Source organism: Clostridium zhoujianii, from assembly GCF_051590805.1.
Lineage (GTDB): Bacteria > Bacillota > Clostridia > Clostridiales > Clostridiaceae > Clostridium.
In genome coordinates this window covers 177,397-199,589 of sequence record NZ_JBPUTF010000003.1, presented here as the reverse complement: position 1 = coordinate 199,589, position 22,193 = coordinate 177,397, and the positions used below count along the sequence as shown (strand labels likewise).

Below are 22,193 nucleotides of genomic sequence, written 5' to 3'. Positions count from 1 at the left end.
TAAAGAGCATTATGATTTTATAATGCTCTTTTCGTATTTAATACCCTATATAACTTATAAGTTCTTATTATCCCTATAGAATTTAACAGCCGAACCTAATAATATCCAATAAATCGGTGCTACTTCTAGTACACTAATATTAAAGAAGCTTTGAACCTGATATCCTATAATAACAACCATAAAAATTTTTGCAATGTTATTACTCCTAATCTTATATAATTTCCACAATATCATTCCTATAAGTAACACATAAGTTATTAGTGTTACTATACCTCCCCATAGCCAATATTCCAAAAATTCATTATGAGCCTTTGGATATCTCATATCATTGTCTATCCCATTTAATACAGCGTTTAATTTAAGAGAATCTATCCCGCTTCCATAAAAAGGATTCTTCTTTATGCAGTTAATTGTCCCTTTCCATATTCTTATTCTTCCACTTCCGCCACCATCTTTAATATCAGATGCATCCTCTATTATACTTTTACTCCTAGAAATCAACATATTATCCCTAGTTATGTTCATAACAAAAAATATTCCACAAAATAATAAAACTATTGTTATTATCTTTTTATAGTATTTTTTTTCTTTAATAACAAGAAATGCACCAAATAATAATGCAACTGCTAATCCTACCCATCCTCCTCTTGTTAATGTAGCCAATAATGCCCCAAATAATATACATGAATATATTAAATATGCTTTTTTTTCATTAAAAATATACATAGATACTGAAATCAATAAGAAAATAACAATGTATGTTGCAACAAAATTTCTATTACCTATAGTTGCAATAGTATCTACTTTTACATTCAGCTTTAAATAATATTTAAAAATCAAATCTATTCCGTAGTATTGTAAAATTGTATAGGCTCCCATAACAGATGCAACTGCACATATTATATTTATTTTCCCCTCATCTAAGGAAAAATACTTTTTAGCTGTAAAAAATAATATTATATATCCACCATACATAAGTAATCCCTGATTCCATCCTTCTGCTCCAAAAAGAGACGTAACAGGATCTATTCCAAATATCGTTGATATGATAAGGGATATAAAAAATATACCTAGTAGTATTTCTTCTTTAATAAACTTGAAATTCTTTATATCTTTTAATAAAGGTATTAAACAAATAATCCCAACTATATACAAGAATATAACCTTTCCTGTCATAAATGGCATCTTATCGCCTTTTATCACTATAAATGGCATTATTGCTATAACTGATAATAATATAAAATTCATTATTTCTGATAAAGTAAAATCCCTCTTTAATAAATCCAAGCCATAACCCTCCCCACCCTATTTATTAAAATTATACCATATTATGTATCCACAAAAAAGTTGCTATATGATGCTTAGCACCATATAGCAACTTTAATTTTAATATATTCTATTTAATTATCCATATATTTAATATATCTTATTCAAACTCTATAGTAGCTGGTGGCTTACCTGTGCAATCATACATTACACGATTAACTCCATTTACTTCATTAATTATTCTAGTTGTCACTTTTCCAAGAACTTCCCATGGAAGATCTGCAGATTCTGCAGTCATAAAATCACTTGTTGTTACAGCACGAAGAGCAACAGCATAATCATATGTTCTTTCATCTCCCATAACTCCAACGGATCTCATATTAGTTAATGCTGCAAAGTATTGACCTAAGTTTTTATCTACTCCAGCTTTTGCTATTTCTTCTCTATAGATAGCATCTGCATCTTGAACTATTCTAACTTTTTCAGCAGTAACCTCTCCAATTATTCTAATACCAAGTCCTGGTCCTGGGAATGGTTGTCTGAATACTAGTTTTTCTGGTATTCCAAGTTCAAGTCCAGCTTTACGAACTTCATCCTTAAATAATAATCTAAGTGGTTCAATTATTTCCTTAAAGTCTACACAATCAGGAAGTCCTCCTACATTATGATGTGACTTAATTACAGCTGACTTACCTAAGCCACTTTCAATAACATCTGGGTATATAGTTCCTTGAACAAGGTAATCTACAGAACCTATCTTCTGAGCTTCTTCTTCAAATACTCTAATAAATTCTTCACCTATGATTTTTCTCTTTGTTTCTGGATCTTCTACACCAGCTAATTTCTCATAAAATCTGTCTTTTGCATTAACACGAATAAAGTTTAAGTCATAAGAACCATTCGGTCCAAATACTTCCTCTACTTCATCTCCTTCATTTTTACGAAGTAAACCATGATCTACAAAAACACATGTTAATTGCTTTCCAACAGCCTTTGAAAGTAATACTGCTGCTACGGATGAATCAACTCCACCAGATAAAGCACATAATACCTTACCATCTCCAACTTTTTCTCTAACTTCTTCAATTGTCTTTTCGACAAATGAATCCATCTTCCAATCTCCAACACATTTACAAATATTATAAACAAAGTTTGAAAGCATCTTCATTCCTTCTTGGGTATGCATAACTTCTGGATGGAATTGTACTGCATATAAATTCTTAGCTTCAGATTCCATAGCAGCTACTGGACAGACCGGTGTATGTGCTACTATTTTAAAGTCTTCTGGAGCTTTTTCTATATAATCTGTATGACTCATCCAACAAATTGTTTTATCGGAAACTTCATTAAATAACTTTGATTTTGTATCTACAACAACTTCTGTTTTTCCATATTCACTTACTGGTGCTGTTGCAACACTACCTCCAAGAATGTGAGCCATAAGTTGAGAACCATAGCATATACCAAGTATAGGCACTCCTAATTCAAATATAGCTTTATCAACTTGTGGTGTATTTTCTCCATATACACTATTTGGTCCACCAGTAAAAATTATTCCCTTAGGATTCATTTCTTTAATTTTATCAATGCTTATATTATGTGGATGAACCTCACAATATACGTTACACTCTCTTACTCTTCTCGCAATTAATTGGTTGTATTGTCCACCAAAGTCAACAACTAGAACTAACTCTTTTTTCATGCTTGCCTCCAATAAAATTGTTTTTTTCTTCTTTATTATCGTATATTTCGCAATATTTTACAATATCTACTGGCTTACACTGTAATTTGGTGCTTCCTTAGTTATATTGATATCATGAGGATGACTTTCTCTTAATCCTGCTGATGTTTGTACTACGAATGTTGCTGTATCATATAATGTATCAAAATCTTTTGATCCTAAATATCCCATACCCGATCTTATTCCACCAATAAGTTGGAATATAGTATCAGCTACATATCCCTTATATGCTATTCTTCCTTCAACACCTTCTGGAACAAGCTTCTTGTTACCATCTTGGAAGTATCTATCCTTTGAACCACAAGCCATTGCAGCTAATGAACCCATTCCTCTGTATACTTTATAGCTTCTACCTTGGAAAATTTCTACTTCTCCTGGAGCTTCATCACAACCTGCAAGTAATGATCCCATCATTGCAACCTTAGCACCTGCTGCTAATGCCTTAACTATATCTCCTGAATACTTAATACCACCATCAGCTATAACTGGCACTCCGTACTTATTTGCTGCCTCTACACAATCCATAACTGCTGTTAACTGAGGTACACCTACTCCTGCAACAACTCTTGTTGTACAAATTGATCCAGGTCCTATACCTACCTTTATACAATCTGCTCCTGCCTTTATTAAATCTTCTGTAGCTTCTGCTGTAGCAACATTTCCAGCTATAATTTGAAGTTCTGGATAAAGTGACTTTATCTTACTAACTGCATCTAAAACTCCCTTTGAATGTCCATGAGCTGTATCTAATGTTATAACATCAACCTTAGCCTTTACTAAAGCTTCAACTCTTTCAACCATATCTCCTGTTACACCAACTGCTGCTCCACAAAGTAGTCTACCTTGAGAATCTTTTGCAGCATTAGGGAATATTCTTGCTTTTTCTATATCTTTAATAGTAATAAGTCCTTTTAACATTCCATCTTTATCTACTAAAGGTAACTTTTCAATCTTATGAGTCTTTAATAATTCTTTTGCTTCATCTATAGTTGTATCTTCTGGAGCTGTAACTAAATTTTCCTTAGTCATTACATCTCCAATTTTCTTAGTATAGTCAGTTTCAAAAGTTGTGTCTCTATTTGTCAAGATACCAACTAGTTTTCCCTCAACTGTTATTGGTACTCCTGAAATTCTGTATTGTCCCATTAATTCTTCAGCATCTGCTAAAGTATGCTCTGGTGAAAGGAATATTGGATCAGTAATAACTCCATTTTCTTGTCTTTTAACCTTGTCCACTTCTTTAGCTTGAGCTTCTATTGACATATTCTTATGTATTATTCCGATTCCACCTTCTCTTGCCATTGCTATAGCCATTTTAGATTCAGTTACTGTATCCATACCAGCACTTATTAATGGTATATTTAACTTTATTGTTTTTGTTAAGTTTGTCTTTAAAGACACCTCTCTTGGTAGTATCTCTGATTTGTTTGGTACCAATAATACATCATCAAATGTATATGCTGGTTTTAATATTTTTGCCATAATTAAAATCCCCCTTATTTGAATGATAAAACTTCATGATTTATTTATTTTGCAAGTTTTAATTCATTTTACTACTTATTTTTGAGTATAAAAAAAGCACATTAACTTACTTAAGTGAAGTTAATATGCCTATAGTAATCCTATAACTTTAGTATATTAATTCACTCATAGTCGGAACTTTACGGCTTCCGGTAGATACTCCCTGCCATATTCAGGGGATATACGAGTTTTTAAATGTGCTCTGTCTTAAATTAAACTTATTATAATAGAATATACTAATAAAGTCAATAAAATATGAAATTTTAATTGCATTTTATTTTAATTAGCAAAATCATAAATCTTTATAAACTATATGCTAATGCTTTATATAGGAATCTGGTTCTTTAACCCATGTTCCAGATGCTCCTCCACCACCTCCTGGTGGTAGTGATGGACTAGCCCCAAAGTTTGGTATTAATTTAGATATGTAACCTTCTACCTTTAAAAGCTTACTGTCATCCAATTCATGTCCATTAGCACTATGCAATCCCTTTTTAGGTGAGAATTTTATATCTAATGTTCCTCTTTCATCTACCAAAACTTTGCCTCCATATATTGTAGAATTCGTTCCATCTATAGTTCCTCCTCCATTACCTGGTGCGGATAAATCAGGTTGTATTACTATTTCTCCAGAACACATAAGAATTGTCTTATTAATTGGTTCGGCTCCATCAAGGTTTATAACTAATTTAGATGCATTAACAAGTATTATAGTATATCCGTCACTTACAAAAGAACAAACTCCATTTATATCACCTAAAGACTGTCCATTAATAATTGGTACTGTTAATTTTCTACTATTAATTTTAACATTATTTTCATCCGTAAACTGTCCGTCGATTAATTGTCCTATTTTACCCACACTTACTTTATCTTTATGTTTAAAATTACTTATGAATTGTAATGCTTCATATGTATTACTCTCTTCATGTGCAGGTATTCCATAACTACCACCTAAAGATTCCTCTACAGGAAGAGCAGAATTGATAGAAGTACTTCCATTGTTTATAGCTCCATTTCCTGTTATCTCTATATTTTTATCTCCAGCTGCAATCCCAAATTTAAAAATATCGTTTCCTACACCTAAAGGATTATTAGTCTTATTATATATGGTGCTTACCGTCAGTTCTTTTCCATTCTTCCCATATGAAGTGCTTCCTATAGTTACTTTATTTATATCAACAGGATTAGCTGTTGCTTTAATCTTAACCTTAAGTATTTTATCTGATGCATTTAAATCTGTACTTTCTTCATCTATTAATACTCCATTATATAATTTTGATGCACCATACTCTAACCCATTCTCTGCTGATATCAACAAGTCAGTTTCATCCTGAGTTATTTTATTCATCTTTGTTGTATATGTGACTGCCGTAACCATTGTTGCCCCTAAAACTATTATCATCATCGCCACTACTAACACTAGCAATATTGAATTACCTCTCTTTTTACCCATACCTTCACTCCTCTATCCCTTTAAGCAAATTATATCATATTTTTCCAAATTAATATACTTTATTACAACTTATTCCATTAATTTGCTTAAACTCAAAAAAATAAAGCCTTGAGATACCACCAATCTCAAGACTCTAATTCTATTCATAATCTATTTCTATTTGCTTCCAAACAATTGTTCCACCTAAGTTAGGATCATACTCATCACACTCTTTACCAATTACTTTATTAATATCACTCAAATCATTTTTACTTGGATTTGTCGTATCATAAATTAGATTCAGGCTACTTCCTTCATCATAAATTGGTCTTTCTAATTTAAATGTAGAAGAATATACATTAACAGCATCTCCTACCAACGTAGAACTAGTCAATGTAGTTGTTGGCAATAATGTAGATGTATTTATCCCATTAAATGTTTTATCCGGATTCATCTGACTAAGCAATTGAGGATCTGGATTATAGATATTAATATTACCACTACATATAATTACTGTTTTATCAATAACTAACCCTGTATTATTCTCTATATTTAATTCCGGTGCATTTATAAAGTATAACTTAACTGTATGAGTAGCAGAAAACCCATATTTAATATCATAAGTTTTCACCTTAACACCGCTAGTAGCATTTGAACTCAAAGTATCCAAGTCCCCAATAGAGTTGATTGTAACAGGAGTTAATGACTTATATCCATCTATTTTAGGAATCAAAAAATTATCATTGGAAACATTTGGATTGGTAATAGCTCCTGTACCGGTTGGTCCTATATTCTGAGTATTGATTACTCCAGTAGAATTTATCAATGTATCTGGGGTATCAAGCGATCCAGAATAATAAATATTCACCTTATTAGAGCATATTGAATATTGTAATAAATTTCCCGTAGAAGATGTGACCTCATACCCCTGCTTAATTATTGATTTTACGATACGAGATTTGCCATCATTTACATCTCTTGCTGTGCTTACTACCCTATATCTTACCTCCCCACTAGCACTTTCCTTTGTAACTACTACATCCACTGTAATTTTTTTATCAGCAAAGTCAGTATCCATATTAAAGTCGTCTTCTTGATGTCCATCATTTTTTCTTACATTTAGTAAAGCCTTTTCAACCCCTGATTCTGCAGCATACACTAAATCCTTATCTCTCTTTTCAAGTGCATTCCCTTTCATCGCATAAATTACTGCTCCAGCTAGTGTGCTACCAAGAACAATAATCATCATTGCTACTGCTAAAACCATCAATAGGCTTGATCCTTTTTTCCTCTTTCTCATAACTTTCATAAAATCATCCCCAACAAATACCATATAAATATTTTATTCTTTAGTTCCTTGGAGTGACAACACATTTGAAGTTTTCTTCTGCAGTACCCTTTTTAATTGCTAAATCTATAACATACTCTCCGTTTGCTTTTATCATAACCTCTGCTTTCTTAACGTCCTTAGATATAGTAGTCACATTACTCAAATGAGTTCCTGCTGAATTTTGTCTTACAAAAACAAGGCTTCCAGTTTCTGACGAATCATGTTTGTAATAGATATATGCACATGCAACATCTACCATAACTGGGTTCCCTGTAGCATCTACTTTACCAGACCCATCTGGTTCCAGTGCTTGTTCTCTTCTTGTAAACCCACATAATACTACCCCTTTATTTTCACCATCTATCTGGGCAAGTTTATATGTTGAAGTATTTATAGTTATTTCCTCTACCTTTAAGGTGGTTCCGACTTTATTTCTACCACTTCTAATATCATCTTCCATAACAGAGAAAGCTAGCCTAGTCTCATCTTGAGAAACTGTTTCATTATTTACATGAAAGAATAATTTATTTTGTGAAAGTATAAGTGACATAATTGCTAATCCTATAATTGCTGATATAGCCATTACAGCAATTAACTCTATCATAGTAAAACCTTTCTTCTTCATATACTCACCTCAACTTACACTTTTGCATTAATTACTTTTTTTCTATTAATAACGCTTATTTCTCCACGTCCTGTCTCCCAACACCATATATCAACATCATAAATCTTACCACCATCTTTTGCCTTTACCTGTGTTACCAATGTATACTTCTTTTTATCTGGATCATTCTTTACTTGTGTCATAATATCTGACAACTTAGTTTTAGGATCTAAAGCTGTAGTTTTTAAATTATAACTTTTAGAAAAGTTGTCATTTACATAATTATATACTTCAGATAAGTCATCTAAATACATATAGTAATTTCCATCTGCCAATCCTGCTGTTACTACAGCTCCTGATTTAACTTGTGAATTAGGTCTACTTAAATTGGGTTGCAAATTCTCAATAAATGCCTTTGAAATCAGATCAGAATTATAGGTTTCTCTGTTTATACTATTGTATTTTATACCTAATGTAATCATTGATATTGCTGATATAGATATAATTGTAAAAATAAATACTGCTGCAATTAATTCAAGTATAGTAAAACCTTTTTTCTTTGTTTTCTTCAAATTAAAACACCTCCATTTTTGAGGTTTATTCAAATAAATTTGACTTTCCATATTCACCTGAATTGAAATCATAACTTTCTTCTTCTACTCCGCCAGCTACATAATATACTATGCCAATTGCCCCATCTTGTTTCTCATTAAGAGTAAAGGTTGTTACCTCTAGTATCCTCTCATCCTTTTCTAATGACTTTATAAACTCTAGACATTGATTGTAATTACCTGTAATATCTAGTGCTACAGTAAATGCAGTTAATCCTTCTGTCTGATTCTTCTGCATTCCATCATCTACTGCATTATTGTTTGCTGCAATAACCTGTGGCTTTGAAAAATTGCCACTATTAATTTTTATCCCAGCAGAACTAGCCATTCCTTCTATATCCCTTACTACTTGAGGATATCTGTCTGTTTTTGGAATACTTTTAGTTGCTTCATCATACTGCCCTTTTAATCCATCTAATTCTTTTTCCTTATCTTTTATGCTTATCTGTAGTGAATCAATATTATTAACTTGCTCCTCTAAAGATTTTATTCTAGCCATATTCGGTTCTAGCTTCTTATTGCTTGGCGCAATAATCAATATATATACAAGTGCTGCAATTGCAAGAAAAGATAAAACTCCTATTAATATTTTTTCATTTTTATTAAAGGCTCTTCCTGTTTTATTTAGCTTCATTATCAACACCTCCTGATACTAAAGCTATTTCAAGAGTAAACTCATATAAAGATTCATTTTGGCTTATTGATGATATATGAGAGTTTTTAAATTCTTTACTTTCTCTCAAATTTGCCCAAAGAACTTCAATATCCTCTTTAGATGAACTTGTTCCTGTCAAGACAGCTCCTACCTTGGTATAATTTAAATTAGTTAATTTTATAGATGCTGGAAAATTACTTTGAAGTTTTATAAATACTTCATCAGTTTTTTTAGATTTTACACTAACTAAAGCGCTTGCTTTTTCAATATGTGCTTTTGTTCTAATAATACTTTCTTGTAATTCTTGCTCTTTAGAAATTAAATCTCTATTCAAAGCTACTTCATCTTGAAGTTTCTTTTCTTTCATAACAAGATATACACTGTTCCCAAAAGTATATCCAAAACTTAATATTACTATTAGTAATACTAATACAATACCCAAAATAGCATTATTCTTCCTCTTTTTATCCTCTTTTACCCTATTATATACCTGTGGTATTAAATTAAGTTCTTTATTCATATACCATTACTCCCTTCTCAAAAGTAGTCCATAAGGGAATATATAATCTTTTAGACAAACTTTTTTAGGACACTTTACACTATTCTTCAAATCTGTAAATGCTAACGTACTACCTATCCTATTATTCATATTAACTGACAAATATTGATCTATTCCTCGAATTTTTGTACCACTACCTACTAGATAAACCCTATCTAGATTCTTTCTAATCTTCCCTGCTGTAAAGTACTGAATAAGGGAATTATATTGACTAGTTACATCTTTAAACAGTCTTTCTACCTTTTCATCTGCTGCACCTACATCAACTAAATTTATACTCTCTAAGAAACTACCATACTGTATACTATTATCTAGAACTGTTTCTGATGCATTGGCAACTCCGTATCCTTGATACTTTTCCATTGATAATTTTCCCCAATCCACTATTGACATAGATGTTGAATTTTTTTCAATTTCCATTACACCAATATAACGTATACCCTTAGTTACTGATTGTTTTAAATTTCTTATTACTCTTGCTATTGTATTTGCATAGATATCAATAGTTTTTACATTTAGCCCAAGTAACTTTCCTAATTCAATATAATCTTCTACTTTTTTCTTTTCACATGCTACTATTAGTATTTGTGCATTACCACTTGCATCATTTTTATCGTAATGAATCACCTCATAGTCAAAATAGTAATCTTCAATTCTATCCCCTATAAATTGTCTAAGTTCAAAGTTAACTGAATCTCTCATTACTACCTCATCCTTTGCCATAGGGAGTGCCATATGTCTTACAATTAGATCCTGTCCCCTCACTACAAATGCTGCATCCTTTGCTCTACATTTTTCTTTCTTTAGTATTGGATGTAACACTTCTGCTATTCCCTTAACATCCGTAATTTTATCATTTTCAAAAGTACCCTTTGGAGTATCTATTATTCTCCCAAATTGTACCTTATACTTGTTTCCGATAAGCATTGTTATTTTGTTACTATTTATATCAATACCTACCAAATCCTTTTCAAACATCCCCTCACCTCACCTCATAAAAGTGCTTTTATTTATCTTTTATTATTAAAAGAATACACTAAAATACCAATTTAAAATTGGTTGTCCTATAAATATAACTAAATATGATGAAAGAGCTATATAAGGGCCAAATGCTATCGCTTCCTTACCACCCTTTTTTTTCAACCCCATTAAAACTATTGCTACTGCTCCACCAATAACTATAGATAGGAATAAATTAAATAGATTTAATTTTAACCCTAAAAATAAACCTGATACAAAAATTATTTCTGCATCTCCTTCTCCCATAGCTCCAGTTAGCCTAGCAAATAAAAATAATATACCTCCTGGTATAAATGCTGCTAATATACTATTTAAAATATTATTTATCCCTAAAAAATAATCTATAACAATGAATATAACTCCTAATCCTATTCCTACAATAATTGTAGATGTGTATACATCTTGAGTCTTATAATCTATAATTGCAATTACTACTAATACTGAAGTCAATCCTATGTACTTTATCAAGTCATATGTTAATCCAAGCTTAAAGTACAATAACACATAGGTAAATCCTACAAATAATTCCATAAATAAATATTGAACTGATACCTTACTTTTACAATATCTACACTTCCCTTTTAAAAATATATAGCTAAAGATAGGTACTAGATCTAAAGGTTTTAATCTATTATTACAATTTCCACAATGAGATGGCGGAAGTGCTATAGATTCTTCTTTTGGTATCCTATCTATACAGACATTTAGAAAACTTCCTATTATGGAACCAAAATAAAATATGAATATTGCTACAATCCATTCCATAATTATTGCTCCTTTAACTTATTTGAGAAAAGCCCCTTTAACCTTAATTAAAGGGGCTTAATTTTAATTGATTGCAACACCATTTACACTCTTAATTGTTCCATTATCATTAATTTCAAATGTATAATTTTCTGTATCCAATACTTGTCGACATTGTTCAACTGACATTGTACCTTTCAACTTGTTTGTTGAAGGAGCATCTACTAAATCTCCTGCAACACCAATTAAAGCAGTAATATTCATTGAATTTACTCCACCGACACCATCTAATGGCTTATTAGCTTTTATCCTATAAGATTCTGCTGCTGTAATAACCTTTCTAGCTTGATCAGTTACCCCAGTCTTTCTAGACTCCTTAATGTATCCTGTTACCTTAGGTACTAATACTGCTGCAAGTATAGCAATAATTGCTACTACTGCAATGATTTCAATTAATGTGAAACCCTTTTTCTTTTTGTTTTTTAAATTTTTGATCATTATAAATACCTCCTATTTTATAAATATATATAAATTTTAATTTATATCTTTTAATACACTACTTCATTCCATTAACTGCATCCATCATACTCATTAATGGTAATATTAATGACAGTACAATAAATAGTACTATTCCTGCTAAGGCTATTATTAATATTGGCTCTATTGTAGAAACCATCTTTTCAAGTGCTGCTTCTGTCTCTCCATCGTAGAATTCTGATGTTCTCTTCAAAACTTCCTCCATAGTTCCCGTTTCCTCACCTATTGTTATCATCTGAGTTAACATAGGTGGAAAAATCCCCAAATCTTCTATAGTTTTTCCAATAGCATTTCCCTTTTTAATGTCTTCTTTTGCTTGCTGTAATCTCTTTTCTACATATTTATTTTCTAATACCTTACTAACTATCTCCATACATTGAATAATACCTAGACCCGATGAACTTAATATAGCAAATGTATTAGCAAATCTTCCTGCAACTAACTGAGTATTAATTTTTCCAAATAGCCTACCTCTAAGTCTATTTTTTCCCACCTTTATCTGATGCTCCTCATCCTTATCTAAAAAGTAGACTTTAAATCCATAACCTAGAAGCCCTATCATTATTAATACAAACCATATCTTCTTAAATACAGCACTTATAAAAATAAGAAACCTTGTTGGTGCTGGTAACTCTCCTCCTGCTTGCTGAAGAGTTTGAACAAACCCTGGTACTACAAATGCAAGAAGGAATCCAACTACTGCTATTGCAAAAAATAAAACTAACTTAGGATACATTGTTGCTTGACTTACCTTTTGTTTTTGCTTGTATTGCTTTTTATAGTATTCTGATAACTCTTCCATTACATAATCAAGCTTTCCAGAAGACTCTCCTGCTGCTATCATATTTATCATTAATTCAGGTATTTCTTCCTCATACTTTAATGCATCTGATAAAGTACGTCCTCTTCTTACCTGCCCATGAACTCTTGTTAGTAATTCTTTTAACCTTTGATTTTCCGATTGCTGCATACTAAGTTCAATACCTTTTAGTATAGGTGTTCCTGATTGTAATATAAATCCAAACTGCCTACAGAATAAAGATAAATCCTTTATAGTAATCTTAGTCATAAAGGATAAGTCTTTAGTTAGAACTCCAGTAGATTCCTCTATTATTGCTAATGGATAATAATGTCTTTCTCTTAAATTATCTACTACCTCTGCTCTGGTATTTGCCTCCAGAGTTCCATTTATAACTGCACCCTCTAGATTCCTAGCTTCATATTTAAAAACTCCCATATGTATCACCTCTTTTCAAAACTATTCTTTTAAAAATGCTACTTTCATAAATTCATCTATGGTAGTCGTACCTTCTAACACATGTTCAGTGCACGCTCTCTTTAAAGTTTTCATACCATCTTGTATTGCTATATCTCTTAATGCATCGGAAGTTTTTCCTTCTGTAATTGCTGTCCTTAATCCACTTTTTATGTCTAATATTTCATATATACCTATTCTTCCCTTATATCCAGTTTCATTACATACTGGGCATCCTTCACCTTTTAGTAATTTTATATTGGCCTCTAATGGAAGGCCCAAAAGTTTCTTTTCATAATTACTTGCCATATATGGTTTAGCACACTTCCTACATATTTTCCTAACTAGTCTTTGTGCTATAATTCCATTTACTGATGTTGAAATCAAGTATGGTTCTATTCCCATATCAATAAGCCTTGCTATTGTTGAAGGTGCATCATTAGTATGAAGTGTACTTAAAACTACGTGTCCTGTAATAGCTGCTCTTATTGCTATTTCTGCTGTCTCACCATCTCTGATTTCTCCAACCATTACTATATCCGGATCTTGTCTAAGGATTGATCTTAGGCCTGATGCAAAGGTTAATCCTGCTTTATTGTTTACTGCAACTTGATTAATTCCTTCAATCATAAATTCTACTGGATCTTCTACCGTAATTATATTTTTGTTAATCGTATTCAATTCACTTAATACCGTATAAAGTGTTGTTGACTTACCACTCCCCGTTGGACCTGTTACTAGAATTATTCCATATGGATTTTGCATAATTGAAGTAAGCTTGTCCATATCATCTTTGTGCATACCTAATGATTCTTTATTCATAAGTGATGAATTCTTTGATAGTATTCTTATAACTATCTTTTCACCATTTACAGTTGGTAGAACAGATACTCTTAAATCCGTTGATACCCCATCAACATTAGTAAGTATTCTTCCATCTTGAGGAATTCGCTTTTCTGCAATATTTAAATCTGCTAATATTTTTATTCTTGTACTAAGAGTATTTTGAGACTCCTTTGGAATTTTTAATATCTTTTGCAATTCCCCATCCACTCTAACCCTTACTCTTACTTCATTCTCAAAAGGTTCTATATGAATATCACTTGCTTTCATTCTTACTGCATTTTGAATAATTGTATCAACTAACTTTACAACTGGTGCATCCTTTGTTGCTTCCTCTTCTGCTAAAGACGTTGCTGATTTAACCTGTACTTTTTTTTCCGCTTTGTCCTTTTCCCCTAAATCTTTAGCAACTTGTTCTGCATATTGTTTTGTATAATATTTTTTAATAGCTGCTATTATTGAAGTTTTAGAATCTAAAACCTTTTCAACATTGAGTCCTGTTGCTAATCTTATATCTTCTATTGCCATTAAATTAAATGGATCTGACATTGCAACCTGAATTGTATTTCCATCCACCTTAATTGGCATTAATGTATATCTTTTAGATACAGCCTCCGGAACTTTTCTTATTGCACTATCTTCTATATTTAAAAATTCTAGATTAACTCTTTTTATGCCAAGCTGTAGTTCTAAAACTGCTAATATATCTTCCTCACTAGCAATTCCATCAGCAACAAGAATTTCACCTAATCTCATTCCTGTTAATGCTTGCTTCTTTAATGCAGTCATTAAATCTGCTTGAGAAATCTTACCTGCTTGTACTAAAATATCTCCTAATCTTTTTTTTGTTCTAATCAATTTATTCACCAACCAATTTTTAGTTCTTTTTAATTATACATCTTTTTTCTTTTTATTGAAATAATTAACTTGTATTTTTTAGGAGTATTTTCCTACAAATTCCTACAAAATCAGCGTAAAGTTAATAATTTCTAAAGTCTTTTAAGTTGAATTAAGTCCTATATTATATTTTTTTGTTGCATAGCTATTTTACATTTAAATTCCTTTGAAAATGTATACATTAATATTTATTCTATTAATTCTAATATAATTACTAATTTTCTGTAAAATAAAAAGAGGTAAGAAAACTTACCTCTTAATTTATTCTAGTACATTCCTTCCATTCCTGGAGCACCTGGCATTGGTGCTTCCTTTTGAGGAATATCTGCTACTGCTGCTTCTGTAGTTAAGAATGTTGATGCAACTGAAGCTGCATTTTGTAGTGCTGATCTTGTAACCTTAGTTGGATCTACAATACCGCCCTTAAGCATATTCTTATATTCGCCATTTAAAGCATCGTATCCTACACCAGCTTCACTATTTCTAACTTTTTCTATTATAACTGAACCTTCAACACCTGCATTTGCTGCAATTTGTCTCATTGGCTCTTCTAATGATCTAACAATTATATTTATACCAACTTGTATATCTGCTACATCTGAAGATAACTTAGCCACTTCGTTAATTACATTAACATAAGCAGTACCACCACCAGCAACTATACCTTCTTCAACAGCTGCCTTAGTTGCATTTAAAGCATCTTCAATTCTTAGCTTTCTTTCTTTAAGCTCTGTTTCTGTAGCTGCTCCTACCTTGATTACTGCAACTCCACCAGAAAGCTTAGCTAATCTTTCTTGTAGCTTTTCTTTATCAAATTCGGAAGTTGTTTCTTCTATTTGAATCTTAATTTGGCTTATTCTATCTTTTATGTCAGTTGAATCGCCCTTACCATTAACTATTATTGTGTTTTCCTTAGTAACCTTTACGCTTTCAGCTTGACCTAACATATCTAATGTTGTTTCTTTTAAATCCATACCTAATTCTTCAGAGATTACTCTACCACCAGTAAGAATTGCTATATCTTGTAACATTTCTTTTCTTCTATCTCCAAAGCCTGGTGCTTTAACTCCAACACAAGTGAATGTTCCTCTTAGCTTATTAACTACCAATGTAGCCATAGCTTCTCCTTCAACATCTTCTGCTATTATTAGTAGCTTCTTACCTGCTTGAACTATTTGCTCAAGAACTGGAAGTATTTCTTGTATGTTTGAAATCTTCTTATCTGTGATTAATATATATGGATTATCTAAATTTGCTTCCATCTTTTCAGTATCTGTTGACATGTATGCTGATACGTATCCTCTATCAAATTGCATACCTTCAACAACATCTAATTCTGTTCCCATAGACTTTGATTCTTCTATAGTAATAACACCTTCGTTACCTACCTTCTCCATAGCATCTGCAATTAATTGTCCAGTTTCCTCATCAGAAGCTGAAATTGCAGCAACTCTTGCTATATCTTCTTTTCCTGCTACTGGCTTAGAAATTTTCTTTATTTCTTCAACAGCCTTACCAACTGCCATGTTAATACCAGTTCTTATTAACATTGGGTTAGCACCAGCAGTTACATTCTTTAATCCTTCTCTTATAATAGCTTGAGCTAAAAGGGTAGCTGTAGTAGTACCATCACCAGCAACATCATTTGTCTTTGTTGCTACTTCTTTAACTAATTGAGCTCCCATATTTTCGTATGGATCTTCTAATTCAATTTCTCTAGCTATTGAAACACCATCATTAGTTATTAATGGTGAACCAAATTTCTTATCTAATACAACATTTCTTCCCTTAGGTCCTAAAGTAACTTTTACTGTATCTGCTAATTTATCTACACCTACTTGCATTGCTCTTCTTGCATCTTCACCAAATTTTAACATCTTTGCCATTATAAATCTCCTCCTATTCTACTATTGCTAATATATCTTCTTGTTTCAATATAGTGTATTCTTCTCCGCTAACTTTAACTTCTGCTCCAGCATATTTAGAGTATAATACCTTATCTCCTACTTTAACTTCCATTTCAATTCTCTTACCATCAACCATTGCTCCTGGTCCAACAGCAACAACCTCTGCTTCTTGTGGTCTTTCTTTTGCAGTACCTGTTAATACAATACCGCTTTTTGTAGTTTCTTCTGCTTCTAATTTTTTAATTACAACTCTTTCACCAAGTGGTTTAATGTTCATAAGAACCCCTCCTTAAAATTTATATAATTTATTTATGTTTTTCTTTCTAACTCCACTAGTTAGAATTTTATGTTTTGTAGGCATTTAAAAATTAAATAATATTGAACTTGTCATTATTAGCACTCACCATCTTAGAGTGCTAACACTACTATTATAATATCCTCTCTACCAATTTTATTCAAATATTACCTTCTATATTATTTCCCTAAATATTCTAATTATAACCGATTATATTAAAATAAACTAGCTTTACTCACTTTTTCTTAGTTTTTCAAATAAATCAATTATCATATCCCTTAAATTATCCATTCTCCTTATTTATATTCATTGCCTCTCTAGATTAACCTTATTAAATTCCTCAATTTTTTCATTAGATAATACACTTCTTCTTGTAGCTAAGATATTCATCTTAGTAAATATACCCTTTGCCCTTAATAGGGGTACAATAGTCCCTGCCCCATTTATACATCCACCTTCACACATCATTCCTTCAATAAAGTTACCCCCTAACTTACCAACCTTCGCCATAGTCATAGTTTTCTTTATTTCACAGCCTCCAGATACCTTAATAGGCTTAAACTCAGCATCTACCCCTTTTTCATTTATATAGTTATTTATAGCATCACTTAACCCACCAGCAGCTCCAAATCCTCTTCCAAAAATTGATGCATCATCAACTATCTCAGATTCGCACTTTGTTGGATCAATTTCAAAAGCATCAAATAGTGCTAATAGTTCTTCGAAAGTTAATACATAATCCACTGATCCTTTTATTCCATCTCTAACAGCTTCACTCTTCTTAGCTGTACATGGTCCTATAAATACAACCTTAGCACCTGGATCTCTTTTCTTTATATATCTACCAGTAGCAATCATTGGTGACACTGTTCTTGATGCTCTTTCTTTTTGACCTGGATATATCTTCTCTATATAATCAAGAAATCCAGGACAACATGAATTAATCATATAACTATCCCCTGCTTCTATTCTTTCAATAAATTCAGTACTTTCATGTACTGTTACTGCATCTGCTCCACAAGCGGCTTCAACCATATCTATGAAACCTAATTTTTTTATAGCATTTTTAATTTGACCATATTCTATGTCCCTTCCAAACTGTCCTGTTATTGCTGGACCCACTACCGCATACATTTTTCCTTTTGCTACTAATCTTTTAACTACTGGAACAATTAGACTTTTATCAGATATTGCTCCAAATGGGCATGCTAACATGCAGGCTCCACAATTAACACACTTTTCTTCTTTTATTATTGATCTTCTACTTTCAGTATTAACATCTAATGCTCCTGTTGGGCAAACCTTCTTACAAGGTCTCATTACTTCTGATATTGCATTGTATGGACATGCTTTTTTGCACATACCGCACTCTTTACATGCCTCCTGATTTATATATGCCCTACCTGCTATATAGTTTATTGCTTTAAAGTTGCATGCTTGCTGACATCTATGAGCTAAGCAGCTCCTACAAGAATCTGTAACTGTATATCTATCAAGTGGACATTTATCACAAGCAGCTTCTATTACATATATAATCTGCTCATCTGGTTTTATATCTATTAATTCCACATCCTCGGTATCTCCATTGGCTAGAAATCCCGATGCAAGCTTTGCTCTTTCTAATACAATCGCCCTCTCTTTATAGACACAACACCTATACATAGCTGTATCCCCTTTAATGATCTCATAAGGAACCTTTTCAATTGCTTCCTTAGTTAATTTATCTTCTTTCGCCAATCTTGCTACTTCTGTTAAGACTTCGTGCTTTAACTTGCTTAATTGTGTTTCAAATTGGAACATACCTCTCTCTCCTTATCACTATTTAGTATTTGTTTTAGCTGTATCACATGAAATACTTGCTAAAATATAAAATTTTCATTAAAAATTTCCGACTATTTCATTTTGATTTTCATTTTCTATGATGATATAATTTACTTCAATTAAATTTATACTTATAGGTGATTATTATGACTAAAAGTTTTAAATGTGAGTTATGTGATAGAGACGTTCCAGAAATAACTGAACACCATCTAGTTCCTAAAGAACGTGGCGGTAAAGATTTTCACACAGCTAAACTATGCAAAGTATGTCATAAACAAATACATGCACTCTATACAAATCGCGAGCTTGCTGCAAGGTTATTTTCTATTTCTCGCTTAAAGGATGATGAAAAAATTAAGCGATATCTTAATTTCATAAGGAAACAACCTGCCGATGCCAATATCACTATAAAGAAATCAAAAGCAGTCCGAAGAAAAGGTTAATTACATATAAAAATAAGCTAGCAGTAAAACTGCTAGCTTCGAAGCTGTACGATATTATCTAGATATTAGTCCTCAAGTTTTATTTTATTTTCCCTTGCATAGTAGAATAAATATTGTTGTGCAAATCCAGAAAGCTCTCCAAATTTATTTCTTGCAAATATTCTTATTTTATTTAAAGACCCTTCTTCTGCGTCATAAAAATACATCATTGCCCTTTTTACCCAAACATCAACTGGGAAAGATGAGTATTTTCTCATTGAAAATAACATTATGCAGTCGGCAACCTTTGCCCCTACTCCCATAAACTTTTGTAAAGCTATATGACATTCATCTGCAGTTAAAGTACTGATATATTTTAAATCATATTCATCACTACCATCTTCTAGACTTTCATTAACCCTAGCAATTGTATCTAATATATACTTACTTCTAAATGATGCCCCTGTTTCTTTTATCTCTTCTAATTCAGCATTTTTTAATTCTTCTGGAGTTGGGAATGTATAATATGTATTCCCTTTATACTCTATTGCATTTCCCCATCTTTCAGAGATCTTTTTAATTGTCTTCATAATTGAAGGAATACTATTTCTAGCTGAAACTATAAAGCTTATTAATATCTCAAAAGGTTCTTGATTTAATAACCTAATTCCGTATCCATATTCAACGCTCTTAGTTAAAATTTCATCATTTGCTAACCCTTTTTTTATCTCATTATAATCCCTTTCTAAATCAAAGTAATCAAGCCATATATTCTTAAAATCTTCTTCATTTGTATTAAGAATCCTAACATTATCTTCTTCCTGAATAACTTCAATTACTCTTCTATGTGCAACTCCTATGTAGTTAAGCTCTCCTACTTTTTCCCACCTAAAACATTGTCCGCATTCTAATATTTGTTTTATATTAAAGTTTTCAACTCCTTCTAAAATAACCTCATCCTTTTTATATATAATATTTTTAAAATCCATCTCTCCACCTCTTATAATATGTAAATCTCTTTTATATTCTTCCGCTCTATTCCCTAATACTATACATTATTATTGAATATAACTAATGCTTTACCTATATTATATATTTTATAATAATCAATATCAATTAAAATCATTCTTATATTATTGTATATTATACGCTTCTACATAATAAAAAAGCTGTCATAAGACAGCTTTAAGATACTTTTTTAGGTATTATATTTATTGTTATAAATGCTATTAAACATGATATTACTGCTGCTATTAATATAGATATCTTAGCTAAATCTAAAGCTTGAGACATCTCAGAAAATGCAATTTCTGATACAAATATTGACATAGTAAATCCAATCCCTGCAATGGTAGCTACTGATAATACTTCAGTCCACTTAACACCTTTTGTTTTCTCTGTTAAATTTAGCTTTGATGCTATCATAGTAAATAATAAAATCCCAACTGGCTTACCTACAACAAGCCCAATTATTATTCCTAATGATAATGTCCTGCTATCAGCTGAAAATGAATTTAAACTTAGTAGAATACCTGTATTAGCAAATGCAAACAAAGGTAATATAACTAAATTTGCATAATAACATAATCCTTCTTCTACCTTTGAAAGTATGCAACATTCCTCTTCCTTTTTAGCCATTGGAATTGTCATAGCTAGTAATACACCACTAATAGTAGCATGTATACCACTTTGGTATACAAAATACCAAAGGAATATACCAAGTATCATATATGGTACTAAGCTATTTGATTTGTTAATTTTATGAATATTAAATAAAACTATTAATATTATTCCAGCAATTAATAATGGAACTATCCTTATACTCGAAGAATAGAAAATTCCTATTATAGCAATAGACATTAGGTCATCCACAACTGCTAATGTTAATAAAAATATCTTTAATGAAGGGTTAAGCTTCTTTTTAAAGATCATAAATGCTCCTAATGCAAAAGCTATGTCTGTTGATATTGGTATTCCTACACCATTTGAATAACTTGTCCCTCTATTAATTAAGAAAAATATTATAGCTGGTACTGTTACTCCACCAATTGCTCCTATAACTGGAAATGAAGCTTTTTTTATATTTGATAGGTGTCCACTTATTACTTCTTTTTTAATTTCACTACCAACTACTAAGAAAAATATAGCCATTAAAAAGTCGTTAATAAAGGCATGTATTGTTATGTTACCTATTATTTTACCTTCCAATATATGGTGATATTCAGTTCCTAGGGAACTATTAGCTATTGCTAATGCAATAATAGTTGAGATTAAAAGTAATGCTCCTGGTAAAACTTCTGATTTTAATATCTTTTGTATTGAACAATAAAACTTTGACTTAGGTTGAACAAAATCCATTAATATAACCTTCTTTTCTCATTTTGTTTCGTGCACTTTGACAATTATATGCTAGGTGTTTTCAAAAAACAACACCCAATTTTCAATAGTTTTGTCTTATTTTTAACAACCATATCTAAGTATATAACTCATTTTATCGGCATAGAAACACCTTAAAAGGTTTTTATAATCACCTTAAAATAGACTTATTAACTCCACTAAATATTACCTGTACTTATATTGTTAATAGCTAATTATTTTAATCTATATTTTTTAGTGTTTTATATATCTATCTATCAAAAAAAATCAGTAGTTCTAATCTTTATCAAAAAATTCTTTTTAAAGTCAATTTTATTAAAAATTCTCTTTAAAGTTAAATTTTTATTCAATTAT

The 22,193-nt window shown here is 31.3% G+C and carries 20 protein-coding genes and 1 riboswitch; of the genes, 1 reads left to right on the top strand and 19 read right to left on the bottom strand.

What is annotated here, in order from left to right; translation table 11 throughout:
• Nucleotides 1-54 precede the first annotated feature (54 nt).
• From ACSYT2_RS15725 to ACSYT2_RS15645, 17 genes are all read right to left on the bottom strand, one after another.
• On the bottom strand, nucleotides 55-1,287 hold the full coding sequence (locus ACSYT2_RS15725) for an O-antigen ligase family protein (RefSeq protein WP_438385156.1): 1,233 nt from the start codon (nucleotides 1,285-1,287) through the stop codon (nucleotides 55-57).
• Nucleotides 1,288-1,426: 139 nt separating this feature from the next.
• Nucleotides 1,427-2,968, bottom strand: a complete 1,542-nt coding sequence (gene guaA / locus ACSYT2_RS15720) for a glutamine-hydrolyzing GMP synthase (protein ID WP_438385155.1) — start codon at nucleotides 2,966-2,968, stop codon at nucleotides 1,427-1,429.
• 66 nt (nucleotides 2,969-3,034) lie between these two features.
• Nucleotides 3,035-4,489 carry an IMP dehydrogenase gene (guaB, locus tag ACSYT2_RS15715; RefSeq protein WP_438385154.1) on the bottom strand — a complete coding sequence of 485 codons (1,455 nt, stop codon included), beginning with the start codon at nucleotides 4,487-4,489 and terminating at the stop codon, nucleotides 3,035-3,037.
• A 148-nt stretch (nucleotides 4,490-4,637) separates the two neighbouring features.
• A riboswitch (purine riboswitch) is annotated at nucleotides 4,638-4,735 on the bottom strand.
• 109 nt (nucleotides 4,736-4,844) lie between these two features.
• Nucleotides 4,845-5,984 (bottom strand): hypothetical protein, encoded by a 1,140-nt coding sequence (locus ACSYT2_RS15710; protein WP_438385153.1) that lies wholly within the window; start codon nucleotides 5,982-5,984, stop codon nucleotides 4,845-4,847.
• Nucleotides 5,985-6,123: 139 nt separating this feature from the next.
• Entirely contained in the window at nucleotides 6,124-7,272 is a 1,149-nt protein-coding gene (locus tag ACSYT2_RS15705) for a hypothetical protein (RefSeq protein WP_438385152.1), read from the bottom strand.
• 40 nt (nucleotides 7,273-7,312) lie between these two features.
• On the bottom strand, nucleotides 7,313-7,918 hold the full coding sequence (locus tag ACSYT2_RS15700; RefSeq protein ID WP_438385151.1) for a PilW family protein: 606 nt from the start codon (nucleotides 7,916-7,918) through the stop codon (nucleotides 7,313-7,315).
• Between the two features lie 14 nt (nucleotides 7,919-7,932).
• Nucleotides 7,933-8,469 (bottom strand): prepilin-type N-terminal cleavage/methylation domain-containing protein, encoded by a 537-nt coding sequence (locus ACSYT2_RS15695; RefSeq protein ID WP_438385150.1) that lies wholly within the window; start codon nucleotides 8,467-8,469, stop codon nucleotides 7,933-7,935.
• Nucleotides 8,470-8,494: 25 nt separating this feature from the next.
• The gene (locus ACSYT2_RS15690; RefSeq protein WP_438385149.1) at nucleotides 8,495-9,142 is read right to left on the bottom strand and encodes a type IV pilus inner membrane component PilO; all 648 of its coding nucleotides are present in this window, start codon (nucleotides 9,140-9,142) and stop codon (nucleotides 8,495-8,497) included.
• Nucleotides 9,129-9,683, bottom strand: coding sequence for a PilN domain-containing protein (locus ACSYT2_RS15685; RefSeq protein WP_438385148.1), 555 nt, complete (start codon nucleotides 9,681-9,683; stop codon nucleotides 9,129-9,131). Before ACSYT2_RS15685 ends, ACSYT2_RS15690 begins: the two co-directional genes overlap by 14 nt.
• A gap of 6 nt (nucleotides 9,684-9,689) precedes the next feature.
• On the bottom strand, nucleotides 9,690-10,700 hold the full coding sequence (gene pilM, locus ACSYT2_RS15680) for a type IV pilus biogenesis protein PilM (protein ID WP_438385147.1): 1,011 nt from the start codon (nucleotides 10,698-10,700) through the stop codon (nucleotides 9,690-9,692).
• Between the two features lie 45 nt (nucleotides 10,701-10,745).
• Nucleotides 10,746-11,507: a prepilin peptidase gene (locus ACSYT2_RS15675; RefSeq protein WP_438385146.1), complete on the bottom strand. Its 762-nt coding sequence runs from the start codon at nucleotides 11,505-11,507 to the stop codon at nucleotides 10,746-10,748.
• A 63-nt stretch (nucleotides 11,508-11,570) separates the two neighbouring features.
• The gene (locus ACSYT2_RS15670; RefSeq protein WP_438385145.1) at nucleotides 11,571-11,984 is read right to left on the bottom strand and encodes a prepilin-type N-terminal cleavage/methylation domain-containing protein; all 414 of its coding nucleotides are present in this window, start codon (nucleotides 11,982-11,984) and stop codon (nucleotides 11,571-11,573) included.
• 58 nt (nucleotides 11,985-12,042) lie between these two features.
• Nucleotides 12,043-13,260, bottom strand: coding sequence for a type II secretion system F family protein (locus tag ACSYT2_RS15665; RefSeq protein ID WP_438385144.1), 1,218 nt, complete (start codon nucleotides 13,258-13,260; stop codon nucleotides 12,043-12,045).
• A gap of 21 nt (nucleotides 13,261-13,281) precedes the next feature.
• Complete coding sequence (locus ACSYT2_RS15660) at nucleotides 13,282-14,979, bottom strand: GspE/PulE family protein (protein ID WP_438385143.1); 1,698 nt, start codon at nucleotides 14,977-14,979, stop codon at nucleotides 13,282-13,284.
• A 305-nt stretch (nucleotides 14,980-15,284) separates the two neighbouring features.
• A complete protein-coding gene (gene groL, locus ACSYT2_RS15655; protein WP_430857635.1) occupies nucleotides 15,285-16,904 on the bottom strand; it encodes a chaperonin GroEL in 1,620 nt (539 codons plus the stop codon).
• Between the two features lie 13 nt (nucleotides 16,905-16,917).
• Nucleotides 16,918-17,202 (bottom strand): co-chaperone GroES, encoded by a 285-nt coding sequence (gene groES / locus ACSYT2_RS15650; protein WP_430857636.1) that lies wholly within the window; start codon nucleotides 17,200-17,202, stop codon nucleotides 16,918-16,920.
• Nucleotides 17,203-17,526: 324 nt separating this feature from the next.
• Nucleotides 17,527-19,020, bottom strand: a complete 1,494-nt coding sequence (locus tag ACSYT2_RS15645) for a 4Fe-4S dicluster domain-containing protein (protein ID WP_438385142.1) — start codon at nucleotides 19,018-19,020, stop codon at nucleotides 17,527-17,529.
• Between the two features lie 167 nt (nucleotides 19,021-19,187).
• Between ACSYT2_RS15645 and ACSYT2_RS15640 the strand changes: the two genes are divergently transcribed.
• Nucleotides 19,188-19,484, top strand: coding sequence for an HNH endonuclease (locus ACSYT2_RS15640; protein WP_430857638.1), 297 nt, complete (start codon nucleotides 19,188-19,190; stop codon nucleotides 19,482-19,484).
• A 65-nt stretch (nucleotides 19,485-19,549) separates the two neighbouring features.
• Here the strand turns inward: ACSYT2_RS15640 and ACSYT2_RS15635 are convergent, their stop codons facing one another.
• Entirely contained in the window at nucleotides 19,550-20,452 is a 903-nt protein-coding gene (locus tag ACSYT2_RS15635) for a DNA-3-methyladenine glycosylase family protein (protein WP_430857639.1), read from the bottom strand.
• Between the two features lie 196 nt (nucleotides 20,453-20,648).
• On the bottom strand, nucleotides 20,649-21,821 hold the full coding sequence (gene nhaA, locus ACSYT2_RS15630; RefSeq protein ID WP_438385141.1) for a Na+/H+ antiporter NhaA: 1,173 nt from the start codon (nucleotides 21,819-21,821) through the stop codon (nucleotides 20,649-20,651).
• Nucleotides 21,822-22,193 lie beyond the last annotated feature (372 nt).

Bases quoted from the DNA above. Each gene is read 5' to 3' on its own strand.
- ACSYT2_RS15670 (WP_438385145.1), bottom strand. From the start codon at position 11,984: ATGATCAAAAATTTAAAAAACAAAAAGAAAAAGGGTTTCACATTAATT.
- ACSYT2_RS15665 (WP_438385144.1), bottom strand. From the start codon at position 13,260: ATGGGAGTTTTTAAATATGAAGCTAGGAATCTAGAGGGTGCAGTTATA.
- ACSYT2_RS15700 (WP_438385151.1), bottom strand. From the start codon at position 7,918: ATGAAGAAGAAAGGTTTTACTATGATAGAGTTAATTGCTGTAATGGCT.
- ACSYT2_RS15690 (WP_438385149.1), bottom strand. From the start codon at position 9,142: ATGAAGCTAAATAAAACAGGAAGAGCCTTTAATAAAAATGAAAAAATA.
- pilM (WP_438385147.1), bottom strand. From the start codon at position 10,700: ATGTTTGAAAAGGATTTGGTAGGTATTGATATAAATAGTAACAAAATA.
- ACSYT2_RS15710 (WP_438385153.1), bottom strand. From the start codon at position 5,984: ATGGGTAAAAAGAGAGGTAATTCAATATTGCTAGTGTTAGTAGTGGCG.
- ACSYT2_RS15705 (WP_438385152.1), bottom strand. From the start codon at position 7,272: ATGAAAGTTATGAGAAAGAGGAAAAAAGGATCAAGCCTATTGATGGTT.
- ACSYT2_RS15635 (WP_430857639.1), bottom strand. From the start codon at position 20,452: ATGGATTTTAAAAATATTATATATAAAAAGGATGAGGTTATTTTAGAA.
- groL (WP_430857635.1), bottom strand. From the start codon at position 16,904: ATGGCAAAGATGTTAAAATTTGGTGAAGATGCAAGAAGAGCAATGCAA.
- ACSYT2_RS15645 (WP_438385142.1), bottom strand. From the start codon at position 19,020: ATGTTCCAATTTGAAACACAATTAAGCAAGTTAAAGCACGAAGTCTTA.
- groES (WP_430857636.1), bottom strand. From the start codon at position 17,202: ATGAACATTAAACCACTTGGTGAAAGAGTTGTAATTAAAAAATTAGAA.
- nhaA (WP_438385141.1), bottom strand. From the start codon at position 21,821: ATGGATTTTGTTCAACCTAAGTCAAAGTTTTATTGTTCAATACAAAAG.
- guaB (WP_438385154.1), bottom strand. From the start codon at position 4,489: ATGGCAAAAATATTAAAACCAGCATATACATTTGATGATGTATTATTG.
- guaA (WP_438385155.1), bottom strand. From the start codon at position 2,968: ATGAAAAAAGAGTTAGTTCTAGTTGTTGACTTTGGTGGACAATACAAC.
- ACSYT2_RS15675 (WP_438385146.1), bottom strand. From the start codon at position 11,507: ATGGAATGGATTGTAGCAATATTCATATTTTATTTTGGTTCCATAATA.
- ACSYT2_RS15685 (WP_438385148.1), bottom strand. From the start codon at position 9,683: ATGAATAAAGAACTTAATTTAATACCACAGGTATATAATAGGGTAAAA.
- ACSYT2_RS15640 (WP_430857638.1), top strand. From the start codon at position 19,188: ATGACTAAAAGTTTTAAATGTGAGTTATGTGATAGAGACGTTCCAGAA.